General features: G+C 46.6%; 8 protein-coding genes. 4 read left to right on the forward strand and 4 right to left on the reverse strand.

Features of this window, described 5'->3' with window-relative positions; translation table 11 throughout:
* Positions 1-417: 417 nt before the first annotated feature.
* On the reverse strand, positions 418-1,641 hold the full coding sequence (locus tag L5M10_RS06565; RefSeq protein WP_263164775.1) for a multidrug effflux MFS transporter: 1,224 nt from the start codon (positions 1,639-1,641) through the stop codon (positions 418-420).
* A gap of 452 nt (positions 1,642-2,093) precedes the next feature.
* Here L5M10_RS06565 and L5M10_RS06570 point away from each other — a divergent pair, with 452 nt between their 5' ends.
* Entirely contained in the window at positions 2,094-3,968 is a 1,875-nt protein-coding gene (locus L5M10_RS06570; protein WP_263255053.1) for a choice-of-anchor I family protein, read from the forward strand.
* Between the two features lie 115 nt (positions 3,969-4,083).
* Here L5M10_RS06570 and L5M10_RS06575 read toward each other — a convergent pair whose 3' ends face one another.
* On the reverse strand, positions 4,084-5,475 hold the full coding sequence (locus L5M10_RS06575; protein ID WP_263255054.1) for an SLC13 family permease: 1,392 nt from the start codon (positions 5,473-5,475) through the stop codon (positions 4,084-4,086).
* A gap of 80 nt (positions 5,476-5,555) precedes the next feature.
* Between L5M10_RS06575 and L5M10_RS06580 the strand changes: the two genes are divergently transcribed.
* Complete coding sequence (locus L5M10_RS06580) at positions 5,556-6,374, forward strand: AraC family transcriptional regulator (protein ID WP_263255055.1); 819 nt, start codon at positions 5,556-5,558, stop codon at positions 6,372-6,374.
* A gap of 121 nt (positions 6,375-6,495) precedes the next feature.
* Here the strand turns inward: L5M10_RS06580 and L5M10_RS06585 are convergent, their stop codons facing one another.
* Together L5M10_RS06585 and L5M10_RS06590 are read right to left on the reverse strand one after the other, a co-directional pair.
* The gene (locus tag L5M10_RS06585) at positions 6,496-9,033 is read right to left on the reverse strand and encodes a glycoside hydrolase family 15 protein (protein WP_263255056.1); all 2,538 of its coding nucleotides are present in this window, start codon (positions 9,031-9,033) and stop codon (positions 6,496-6,498) included.
* 148 nt (positions 9,034-9,181) lie between these two features.
* Complete coding sequence (locus tag L5M10_RS06590) at positions 9,182-10,843, reverse strand: MFS transporter (protein WP_263148120.1); 1,662 nt, start codon at positions 10,841-10,843, stop codon at positions 9,182-9,184.
* An 890-nt stretch (positions 10,844-11,733) separates the two neighbouring features.
* Here L5M10_RS06590 and L5M10_RS06595 point away from each other — a divergent pair.
* Entirely contained in the window at positions 11,734-12,027 is a 294-nt protein-coding gene (locus L5M10_RS06595) for a YciI family protein (RefSeq protein ID WP_263148121.1), read from the forward strand.
* A 211-nt stretch (positions 12,028-12,238) separates the two neighbouring features.
* Positions 12,239-13,246 (forward strand): class I SAM-dependent rRNA methyltransferase, encoded by a 1,008-nt coding sequence (locus tag L5M10_RS06600; protein WP_263255057.1) that lies wholly within the window; start codon positions 12,239-12,241, stop codon positions 13,244-13,246.
* Positions 13,247-13,261: the final 15 nt, after the last annotated feature.

Raw genomic sequence — 13,261 nt, forward strand, 5'->3', positions numbered from 1 at the left:
TCGTAGAAGACAAGTGATTCATCCTTAGGATGCAGCAACTGTTGCAATGAACAGAATTTCATCATATTCAAAAAAAACAACATTTCAAGCCTTTTATGTAAAAAATAACCAACTTGAAACAATTTCACGTTTGAATGGCTGGAGAACTTGCTGGAATCGCCAAGTAATCTAGGCTGATTTATGGACTTATCTTATATTTTTCAGATTGTTAGATGCTTAAAAAGCAAAAACGGCACTAAAAGTGCCGTTTTGGTGTGGGACGTTAGATAAGCAGATACTTAACTATTGCGATTAAATATTACTTATTTGCTATATTTAGTGAAAGCCAATGCGCTGTTTTCACGCGATCAAACATGTGTTGTAGATGAGGCATTGGCATCCATGATTTCTTAAAAATAGACCCTTAAAAATAAATCCTTAAACCGTCGGCTGCGTTTGATGTTTTGGACGATTGAATTGGCAAATACCGACTAACACAATAGAGCCTAACATAAGGGCGGAGAAGGGCACTGCTGTGCCATCATAGAACACCGCTAATAATGGCCCCGCTAACGCGCCACAGCCAAATCTTAAGGTGCCAATAACCGCCGTTGCCGTTCCGGTTTCTTGTTTGAACTTCATCAGCACTATCGCATCGGCGTTGACCGACATCACCCCTAGGCTGCCCATCAAAGGAATAAGCATGATCACGGTAAAATGATAGCTCATATCCAGTAGGTTGACCGTTAATAAACCAGCCCCCGCAATAGCGCCAAAAAAGGTCGATACGTGCAACATACGCAGCGAACCATAGCGGCCGACAATGCGAGTATTAATGATATTGGCCAACATCAAGGCGCCAACGTTGGTGCTAAACAAGATGGCAAAATAGGATTTATCTAAGGCAAAGACTTCCATATAAACGAAGGGTGATGCGGTGAGATAACAGAAAAACGCAAAAGACGTTAACACGCCGCTGGCAATGTTCAACTTAACGCCAGGTCGGGAAAATACGGTCGCATAGGCACCAAGAAATGATTTTTGGCTGCGGGTATCCATATCTTTATCGCTGGGCATTTTTAGCGCAAACAGCACGAGTAATAACAGGGTCGCGGCATAGGCAGATTGAATGAAGAAGATTAAATGCCAATCACCGAGTTCTAAGATAACGCTGCCAATACTAGGGGCCAATAATGGCGCTAACATCATGATTAAACTCACGTAAGACATACCTTTGGCGGTATTGTCGCCATAGACTTCTTTGATGTATCCCGGTACCACCACAGTCGCTGCTGCGCCGATAAAAGCCTGCAAAAAGCGTAGCCCAAGAAAGACTTCGACTTGACCAGCAAACCCAATCAGTAAACTGGTTAGCATAAAGCCACTCAGCCCCATTATCACCATAGGGCGACGGCCAATGCGGTCAGCTAAGGGACCGAAACACAACATGCCCAGTGCATAACCTGCTAAGTAGATACTCAGGGACTGTTGCACTGTTGTGATATCGGTATGAAAACTAAGGGCCAATGTCGACATCGCAGGTAAGTACATGTCGATGGCCAATGGTGTGATCGCGACAATCGCCGCTAGCATGGGAATAAGCAGTGCTAAATTCGGTATACGTCTACCGTTATGGGCAGAAGGTTGTGATTGTGGGTCCACTGTTACCTCGGGTGGCGAAAGAATTGAAAGCGTATTTCTCAGGGTTATGCGGCGTGGTTTAAATTGTACTAGGACAATTCACTCTAATCCGTCCATTTTTAGCCAGCATCTTGCGCTAATTGGCAGTGTTTGGGGAAAAGTGAATTGTGCTTCGATCAATTTTCACGGTAAGGCATTAAGCAATAGCATAGTAAAGCGCTAGGACAAATAAACCAATCTTTGCGATGATTTCTTTACCGTATTTTACCGATTAAATTGTAACTAAGTAGCAAGTCTCGATAATCGAGGCATAACCTTGGCGGCTCGAGCCGTTATCCTCCAATATGCTTCATTTAAAAGTGTTAGTTGTCATCTGAGTGTCACTGCTTTGTCATCTAGGTGTCTTTTATGCTGACTAATTTAGTGGGCTTTAGCTTCACCCTACTAAAAATAAAATATTCAGGAATGACACGATGAAAACACAACGACTCCCGCTTGCAGCCGCCATTATGGCGAGCTTATTGCTCGGTGCTTGCAGCGGTGATGATGGCGCAGCAGGTGATAAAGGCGACAACGGCTTAAATTCACTGGTTAAAGTGACCGCATTAACTATCGGTGATGCAAATTGTCCCGCCAGTGGTCAGCGTATCGATACCGGATTAGATGCCAACCATAATGGAAAATTGGATGACAATGAAATTGCAGTCGCGCAAACCCAATATGTTTGCCAGCAACAAACTGCAAGCTTAAAGGCTGAGTTAATTGGTCGTCATCAGACTGGCGTTTATGGCTTAAGTGCTGCCGAAATCGTTGCATATCACAGTGCATCTAACCATATTTTTGTGGTCAATGCGATTAGCGGCAAAGTCGATATTATCGATGGCAGCTTATTAGCGACTGCATTAAACGCCACAGATCCTTTAGCATTGAATAATCTCGAAAAATTAGCAGAACTCGATGTTGCTAAGGATGTGGGTCAAACCTTTATGGGTAGCGTGAACAGCGTGAGTATTTCAGGCAACTTGTTAGCGGCTGCCATTGAGCGTGGTGACGCTGCAGGCAATAAAACCCAAGCCAATGGTTTTGTGGCTTTTTATCAGCTTAATGGCACAGATGCTCCGCAGTTTATCAGCGCCGTCGAAGTCGGTGCTTTACCCGATAATGTAGTGTTCACCCACGACGGTAAAACTTTACTCGTGGCCAATGAAGGCGAACCTAATCCTGCTTATACCTTAGATCCTGAAGGCAGTGTTGCGTTGATTGCTATTACGGAGGGTAAGCCGGCAGCAAGCGCAACCATCATAGATTTTAATGAGTTTAATCAAGGTAGTGTACGTGCAAGTGAAATCACCGCGGACATTAAAATTAATGGCCCAATGGCGAGTGTTGCGCAGGATTTAGAACCTGAATATATCGCTATTAGCCAAGATAACCGCCGTGCATTTGTCAGTTTGCAAGAGAACAATGCCATTGCCGTGATTGATATCGCCAATGCTAAAGTGGCCAAGATTTTACCGCTAGGCCTCAAGGATTACGGGCTTGAGGTGAATAAAATTGATGCAAGTGACAAAGATAATCTTGTGAACCTGCAAAGCTACACTGGGGTGTACGGCATGTATCAACCCGATACCATAGCGAGTTACCGTTGGAATAACACTGATTTTATTGTGACTGCGAATGAAGGTGACTCCCGTGACTATGTGGCTTTTTCGGAAGAAGCCCGCGCAGGGGATTTAGTGCTCGACCCGAATCACCCACAATTTGCCGCCGCAAAAGATAAAACCCAATTAGCGCGTCTTAAGGTAACGAAGAGCATGGGGGATGATGATAAGGATGGCGACTACGACAAAGTCGTGAGCTTTGGTGCTCGTTCATTCTCGATTTGGAATACTGATGGTCAGCAAGTGTTTGACAGTGGCAGTGATTTTGAACGTATTACCGCCGCACTACTGGGGGATAAGTTCAACAATAACAACGAAGAAAATAAAGGTGATAGTCGCAGCGATGACAAGGGGCCAGAGCCAGAAGCTTTAGCCCTAGGCCAAATTGGTCAACGACTATATGCCTTTGTTGGTTTAGAACGTACCTCTGGCTTTATGATCTATGACGTGACTAATTCTTTTGATGTGCATTTTGTCGACTATGTTGTGAACCGTGATTTTGAAGCTGACTTCGTTGTCGATACCGCTACAGGTGCAGTCAAAGGTGATGCAACATTGGCGGGTGATTTGGGACCAGAAGGGATGAAATTTGTCAGTGCCGATAAAAGCCCTAACGGTAATCCTTTGTTAATAATAGGCAATGAAGTTAGTGGCACCACGAGTGTTTACCAACTCAAGATCAAGTAATTGAATTTTACTCAGTCACCTGAGCATCGCGCTTTGGACGTGGGCCTTGTGAGTTCTTGATATAACCGCTCTAAAATCCACCATTGGCGGCATGAATACCGCCAATGGTGAGGGTTTAGGCTATCCAACCGAGCCATAGCCACCACAGATAATCCAGTGGAATAAGTGCAACTAGAGTTATTGCCGCTAGAGGTAAGGTGATGCGAAGTAGTTTAGTTAATGGCTCTTGGGATAATTGCATCGCCAAAATCAAAGGAGCCACCTGATAAGGAAAAATCACGGTTGAGAAACCGATCACCTGCGTCATTAATACCGCAGGGGTGGAGAAGCCAGTTGCATTGGCAAAGTCTGCCGCCATGGGGGATAACACAGTCGGCACGCCTGGAACCGTTGCCACTAATCCTGTTAGCGTCGCGATTAACGATAACGACATAAAATTCAGGAACGATGCCCCTTGCTGCAATGGTAACCATTCACTGAACAGTTGACCTAGCGCAGTGCCGAGCCCGGAATGATTGACCAATGCTCCCAGACCTAAGGCTGCCGCGACAAAAATGACGGTCGACAAATCCACTGAACTATTAAAACTCTTAGGCTCAAGCACTCCCCATTTGGGGAGCAATAACAAGATAGCCGTTGTTAATCCTACCCAAGCGGGATTAATGCCGTGCAGCGAGTCAGTCACCCAAAAGAGCAAAGTAATAGCCAGTAACAGTGCAACTTTCTTTTGCATACCAAGGTTATAAGCTTCTTTTTCAATAACGCGTTCAGGCTGGTTGTTATCAATTTTTGCAGGAAATAGGAAAACGACTAGCGCCACAATCAATATTGATTTGAGTAAGCCAAGGATTGGAAAATGCAATAAGAGATACTCGGTATAACCAAAATGGATATTGAATAGATTCTCACTGGAACCCGCTAATATCATGTTGGGAATATTCGCGGGCAATACGGCAAAACTGGGCATGTTACACGCCAGTGCCAAGGCGGTCGCAATGCCTATCCGTCCATGGCTACCACGAGCAAAACCGACTTGCTCAGCTAACGCCATACCAATTGGCACCATGACCACAGCACGGCCAACGGATGAGGGCATCACAAAGCCAAGCAGCATGGCACTAAAGACTAAACCCGCAATCAAGCGTGGATAACTTGAGGTCAGTATGGGGGCAATCAAACTGGCCATTCTGCGACTTAAGCCAGACTGAGTGATGGCACTGCCGATCACAAACCCTGAAATGATTAACCACACCGCAGTTGAGCCGAATCCGGAGAAAAGTATACTCGGCTCAATGAGTTTAAAAATGGTGGCAAGGGCAAAAAAGATTAACCCCGCCATAAAGGGCGGGAAGAAACCTGTGCTCCAAAACATCAAGGTCACTAACACTACGCCTGCGCTGTAGGAAAACACCGCGGGATGCTGACTTAGCGGAAAAAGCGCAAGTAAAGTAGCGATCAACAGTGCACTGAAAAACGCTAGCTGTTTAACGCCAATAAAACGTTTCATGTTTACCGACCTATTGGGTTGAATACGTAAAAGATGCCTACTAAGATAGCTGACTTAGTTTGGCGTTTTAAGAGGGTAATATGTCAAAATATGTTCCTAAAGCGACATTGTTAACACCCAGTGATGCGGCGTTTATCATAGATGCCAATCGGCCCGTACTGACCCATACTCGCAATATGGCGGCGGAAGCGGGTATCGAGCCTCACTCGCACCCGCGGGGTCAGCTACTTTGGGCCGCCAAAGGTTTGTTACGTGTTCGCAGTGAAAATGCCGTCTGGGTGGTACCCTCAACCCATGCCGTTTGGATCCCTTGCAATTTGCCCCATCAAGTGAACAGTGAAACCCACGCACATACTCGCAATATTTATATTGACCCTAGCTATGGCGTTAGGCCACAGGATACGCAAGTGGTGATGGTGACTATGACAGCGCTGATGCGCGAATTAGTGCTTAAACTTTGTGAAAGTTCACATCTTATGGACAGTGGACAACTGCATCGGCTGGGTTTGGTTGCCATCGATGAGCTCCAAACTCTGGACAGTCTGGATGCCCATTTACCCGCAGGCTCAGATCCAAGACTCAGCCGCTTGATCCAAACACTGATCCGACACCCAAAAGTGAGTTACTCACTGACCGAGTTAGCCGAAATGGGCGGCGCGAGTGTGAGAACGATTGAGCGACTATTCAAAGCTGAAACTGGGCTCACTTATCGACAATGGCGGCAAAGATTTCGTTTGTTAAATTCGCTTGAGAGCTTAAGCCAAGGGGAGAGCACGACTATGGTGGCCCATAGTCTAGGTTATCTGAGCGTCAGCAGTTTCAGTGCCGCCTTTAAAATGCAATTTGGTTGCACGCCGCAAGATTACCCGCAGCATAAGCCTATGAAAAGCGCGAGCTAAATCAGGCATGATAAAACCGTCTATAAAAAAGCTAGAACAATATCTAGGATGCTGTTCTAGCCTGCAATTTATCAAAGTATCGTTAAGCTAATGCGCTATTTTAATCGGCTATTTCAACTTGTCATTTCAATGCCGCTGGGACGATAGGGTAATAATCCCAGACTTGGCCATCGGTCATTGAGCGCACCAGTTTGATGTATTCGGCATGGGTCCAGGCAAGCGGTGTGGCAGAGTTGGTGCCTTGTCCGAGTTGGTAATGATAACGGGTGGTGTCGCCGACACCGTCCCACGCTTGCTCGGGTAACATCATGCCCGCATTCGCAAAGGTTTCCATGCCTTGCACATAGGTGTTGATCAACAGCTGCTTGGTTTGCTTGGCATTATTGCCAGTTAGCTCGCCTTTTGCTTGGGCGAGTGCTAATTCAAAATGACCGCGCTCGCCGGTGAAGAAGGGCCAGATTCGGCCGCGTTGATCGGCGCTGTTGCTGCCCGATTCCGCATAGTTCTTGCCAGAAACCGTATCCTCACCGTAGCCGTCGTTGCCATAACGTCTAAAGCCTGGGATAGTGCTGCCATCTTTGGCGGTAAACTCGTATTTTATGCGTAGGTTGTGCTCAAGCTCTGTATTATCAATCAGTTGAAGGCTTTGATTGATGAGCTTGTCGGTTGCACCGCGCACGCCATAACGCACTAGTTCTAAAAATCCGCCATCTAGGATCTGACGTTGATCTAAACCTTGCTTACCGTTATTTGCCGCCAGTGTATCGCTAGTGTTTGGCTCGCCATTCGGGCTTAAACGTAAATAGTAAGGCGCGCTGACATCTGCGCTGTTTTTCAATAGCCCTTGGGTGGTGACTAAGTGTTTTTCTAAACTATTACTTAAGTCTTTGGCGGCGGTAAGATAACGGCTGCTGGAGTCGATATCCTTGGCTTCTTTGGCGATGTCACTCGCGGCAACAAGACCGGCAATCACTGCGGCCGTTGTCGAGGGGGAGTAACCCGCTTGTTCTTCCCAACGCTCTTGCTGAGTTTTGGGTGGGGTGATTTGAGTGTGATTCCAATCCAGATTGACGTCACCGCCGCTGATCAAAAAGTCCGCTGCACCTTTGAGCATCTCTTGATACCAGTGACTGATCTCATCAGGGGTGAGTACGCCCGCTTGCCAGAGTTTCCAGCCGAGCATGATAGGCATGGCGGTTTGATCGAGCTGTACACCGACCCATTCAATTTGGCCATCCACATGGGTCTTTTGCAGGAACCAACCTGGCGTACCTGTATAGCCGGGCGTCTTTTCGGTCACTTGCACTTTTTTCAGGTATTCGAAGGCCACTTTGGGCGTTTGCGTGTCACCCATGGCGAGGAATGCCATGGCGCATTGGTAAAAGTCGCGCGGCCATACTGCTTTATAGCCAGTGCTCGGCACGGCTGCCGAAACCGTATCGCCCCAAGGGTTTGAAAGCGAAGCGATCAGTGCGCCCGCATAGGTTTTATCTTCCTGCGCTTTCAAGACCATAGCGCTGGTATACAGCAGCTTGCCGTTATCTGTGGTGTTGTTAGCCATGTTAGCGATGGCGGGCAGTGAGCTTAGGTAACCCTGCCAGCCTGCATTGTAATGGCTGAGCACAGCATCATAACCTGCGGCCAAGCTGGCATCGGCATTGGCTAAACTCTGTGCTTCATCTTTACCAAAACCGATGGCGAGATTAAAGGTGACGGGTTTGGCTTTGATGAGCGTAGGGTAACTCGCGGTAAAGGCGATATTGCCAACGGTCGATTTATCTTGCGCACTGGTCGTTTGATAGGGCGTATCGAGTTTGCCGTTATCGGCCAAATCGGCTAGGCCATCGGAGACGCCGACAAAGCCAGTCGTAGCCTGCACAAAATTCAGATCGGATTTTACCGTCATTACGCTACTGTCTTTGGCGGCGGTATAGGCCACCAGCGACTGATTCTTTGTATGAGTGTCGATGCGGCCGATATCATTGGCGCCCGCGTTATCGATATGCGGATTGACATACAAATGCGGTGTAATGCCGTCTTCAAAGGCAGTAAAGGTGACACGCATCATCAAAGTGTCGCGGTCTGGATCGGTAAAGATATGCTTTTCAATCTGATACTTACCTTCAACATCTTTATTGATAATTTTATAGGCAAGGGATTGTGGGCGACCGTTAGCATCTGTATCTAAATATTCTATGCTGCTGATGGTGTTCTCTTTTTCGGTATCGACAAAGCCATTACCTGTGACCACAAATTGCAGTTCTTTGAGCTGCGCATTATGGATAAGACCATACATGGTTTCGGTTAAAATACCTTGGGCGAGGGAGAACCAAACGCGGCTAATGGGATTTTGCTTAGCATCTTGATATTGACCTTGGGTATAAGGCTCGTAAGACGTCCCAATACCAGTTTTACCCGAAAATGCCCAAGTCGGCGCTTTACCCGGTGCGCCGGGCGCAACCCGCTGCACATTTGGCGCGGCATTCACACTTGTGGCAGTTGTTGCTGAATTCGATGTGGGTGAACAGGCCGCTAACCCTACTATCCCTAATAGGCTTGCGGCGACGGCAAGCGCTAGGCGGCTGTGTCTTGTTAACGCTTGTGTGTGACGGTTTTGGCTGGTGTGCAGATCCTGCTGCGGCGTAGGACTCGATTCCATCTCGTTCTCCCCAAATAATGGTTTTATTTTTATAGTGATTGAATTGATAAAGATATTTTATGCTGCTGTGATTAGCCGAGTGACCGAATTCACCGCGCTTAACATGCATTTCTGCATGTCGCCTAATGTGTATCGTTGCTATAAAGAGTTAACTTTTATTTGTTAATTTGTCTGTGGCTTTCGTGATTAAGTGAGTCTTGCGGTTCATCGCTGTACTTTGATTATTTGGGTTATTTTGTTCGACAACGTCTTGGTCGACAAATAATACGGCAATACCTGCGCACATCATCAAGACGCCACCTGTGATCAGTGCATAAATAGGTTGACCATCGAACAGACCATTGAGCACTAAACCCAGCACACTGGCGGCAAGAAGCTGCGGGATGACGATGAAGAAGTTAAAAATCCCCATGTAAACGCCCATTTTTTGCGGGGGTAACATGCTCGACAACATGGCGTAGGGCACAGATAAAATTGACGCCCACGCGATACCGACACCTATCATAGGCAGCCATAACAGGCTTGGGTCTGTAATAAAAAAGAAACTAATCAAACCTATACCACCACAGAACATATTGACTGTGTGGGTCAGCTTGATGCCAATACGCTTAGCCAGCATAGGAATAAAAATCGCGGCAATGGCGGCAAAACCATTGTAGGAGGCGAACAGTACGCCGACCCAATCTGCGCCGTCGTTATAAGCTTGGGACAATACATCGCTGCTGCCAAAATGGTAAGACGTCACGGCGGCTGTGGTGTAAATCCACATGGCAAACAGTGCGAACCAAGAGAAAAACTGCACGATCGCCAGTTGATGCATGGCTTTGGGCATATGGAACAAGTCATCGACCACGCTAAATACCATGCCGAGCTTATTGCGTTCAGCGGGTTGTGAATTGCCCAAACGCAGCGCGCAATATAGTTGTAATGGGCCAAAGGCGAAAATCCCTAAGCTTAAGATATACAGTTGTTTATCTAAATCCTGCGCCCAAATAGCGAAGGTGAGCAGGGCGCCGAGACCCATCCACACGATGGAGGCAAATTGATAGTCCTTGCGGGTACGAGTGCGGGCTAACGTTTCATCTTCAGCATCGACTTGTTTTGCGTTAAAGGCGGCTAATTCTTCAGGGGAATATTCTCTTGACGATACGACAGTCCAACTGACGGCGAGCAATAATACTGTGCCGCCAAAATAGAAGGCATAACGTACTGAATCGGCAATTTCACCTGCTGGTGCAGTATTCGCAACATCAAAAAAGTGAGTCAAAATATAGGGTAAGGCCGAAGCCACCACAGCGCCAATACCGATGAAAAAGCTTTGCATGGCATAGCCTTGAGTACGTTGGCTTTTCGGTAAATTGTCACCGACGAAGGCGCGAAACGGCTCCATGGCGATGTTGATCGAGGCATCCATGATCCATAACATGCCTGCGGCAATCCACAGGGTAGGCGAGTGCGGCATGATAAAAATGGCAAGGGTAGTAAAAATCGCGCCAATCAAAAAATAGGGGCGACGACGGCCAAGGCGACCCCAGGTGTTATCACTCAAATAACCAATAATAGGTTGAACCAATAAACCCGTTAGCGGCGCGGCAATCCACAGTATGGGGATTTCATCGATAGAAGCCCCCAAGGTTTGAAAAATGCGGCTGACGTTGGCATTTTGCAGGGCAAACCCAAATTGAATGCCTAAAAAACCGAAACACATATTAAAAATTTGCCAGAAACTCAACTCAGGTTGTTGCTTGAATGCATGCGGCAACTGAGGTGCTGCGGCTTGATGGGGATCTTGCTGGTAATTCGAAGACATTGAACTTCCTTTCTGTTGCTGGCAGTCGTTCTGCCTTGAGTGCTTATTGTTTTAATTGTTTTGCCTAGCAATGGATTGGCACTGTACTTTGCTTTTATGTGGTGAGCTATTTCATCACAGCCAAGAGCATACAATAAAAGCTAAGAGTCAGATTCATGGCTTATTCATGGTAGTTTCGCGCATGCCATGAATGAGTGTACTCTGTGAAAAAATGGCGAATATACTCCTCCCTCAGAAGCATATTCGCCGATAAATTCATTTCAAATTTGGGCTAACACCTTAATTCAAAGGGGTTAGCCCAAGTGAGTGGCCTAAAGCCAGTCAGCAGAAAGAACTTAAGTCTGATAGCAATCCTTGTATGTAACCCTATCAGAAACGACCTCACAGATTTCAAACCCCACAAGCAGAGGATGAAACGAGCGGATTTATAGTAGCCTCGGCGTAGATTTTTGCACAACTGCTTACATACGTATTCATCATGGCTCAGTAACTGGATGGAAACATAGGTGTAACGCATCTAGACGGTTTATCAATAGCTATAGGCTTGCTGGAATGCTCAAATAACTCTCTAATCTTGTTAGAATACTTGATGATCAGTCATTGCATTATTTTTTAGAAAAAAGGGTATTGTTATTGCGGATGTTAACTGAGTGATAAAATCAACCGCAGCATAACTGACGGCGAGTTAAATGCACTTAATAAGAGTCAGCATGCAATAAATATCCAGTACGGATGCCGATAGCTTGACTCGAAAGTCGCGCACTCTGCACTATGATAATAGCCAGCTTAGATATGGTGGGATCAGATAGGTACTTAGCTTATGATGATCGCCAGATTAAGCGTTTTTCGTTCGATTATTTTAAATTTTTTCAGTTGATTAAAGGATCCCTATGTTTGTTGTCTCGCTTACCTATAAAAAGCCAATTGCAGAAGTGGAGTTACATTTAGCCGCCCATATTGCTTATCTTGATGAGTATTATGCCGCAGGGACTTTTGTCGCCTCGGGTCGTAAGGTGCCACGTACCGGTGGCGTCATCCTCGCCAAGGCTGAAAGTCGTGCGGCGCTAGAGGCTATTTTGCAGCAAGATCCTTTCAGCATTGCCGATGTTGCTGAGTTTGAGGTGATAGAGTTTGTGCCGACTAAAACGGCGCCAGGGTTAGAGCCGTTGCTTGAAGTGATTTAACCCACATCTTTGTTTGAAAATTATTCCGTGTACATAGTTATAACAGGCTTGGCGGGTTGGGGGACATAGAGTTCCGCCCATTTGGGTGTTAGTCGGTGTTTATGCTGTTTTCGGGGCGAACTTTTCCGATATTCTGCGACCTAGTTTGGTATTATGCCGTTTTCCATCTTGAAACCTTACGCAGGTTTCCGCTGCGCGAGTCCCGCTTTTTATGTCTATTCAAACGCTGTTATCGACGGCTCTGGCGAAACGCCATGATTTTTTACAACAAGCTGAACAGGATCAAACCGATTGTTTTCGGGTGTTCCATGGGACAGTCGAAGGCGTCAGTGGCTTGAATGTCGATCGCTACGGCGATGTTTGGCTAGTGCAGAGTTTTCATCAAACCTTAACCGACGTAGAGTTGGTTGATGTCGGCACTGTTTTGTTGCAACAGGCCGATTTGCCTATTGTGTATAACGATCGTTCTTTAGGCCATTCCCGTGTATTGAATGCCTTATCACCCGCACTGACAGAGATTGCGAGTTCTGAGCGAGTAATGCAGGAAAATGGCATTAAGTTCAGCACTAAACTGCGCCACGAAGGACAAGATCCGCTGTTATTCCTTGATATGCGCATTGGCCGCGAATATGTGCGGGCACACAGCCAAGATAAAACTGTGCTGAATTTGTTTTCCTACACCTGCGGCATTGGTACTGCGGCAGCCATCGGCGGTGCAACTCAGGTGATGAATGTTGATTTTTCTTCCTTTGCTTTAGCGACGGGCAAAACGAATGCGGCATTAAATCAGGTGTCGAATGTATGTGAGTTTGTGCAGAGTGATGCGTTTCCGGCATTGCGCCAATTGGCAGGCTTGAGTGTGGGAGGGCGTCGCAATCAAAAATTACCGAGTTATCCCAAATTGGTGCAAACCCAGTTTGATCTGGTGTTCCTCGATCCGCCGCGTTATGCCAAGAGTGCTTTTGGTATTGTCGATTTGGTCAATGATTATCAAGGTTTGTTTAAGCCCGCATTAATGGCGACCAAAGTCGGTGGCACTATCGTTTGCTGTAACAATGTGGCGAAAGTCGAGCGCCAAGCATGGTTCGACAGTTTAGTGCGCTGTGTTGAAAAACAAGGTCGTACAGTCACTACGCACACTTGGCTCGATCCCCATGAGGATTTCCCTTCGTTCGATGACAATCATCCACTTAAAATAGTGGCGCTGACGTTAAACTAATCGGGTCATAGTAAA

Source organism: Shewanella sp. SM32 (genome assembly GCF_025654235.1).
In the GTDB taxonomy this organism is placed as follows: Bacteria; Pseudomonadota; Gammaproteobacteria; order Enterobacterales; family Shewanellaceae; genus Shewanella; species Shewanella oncorhynchi.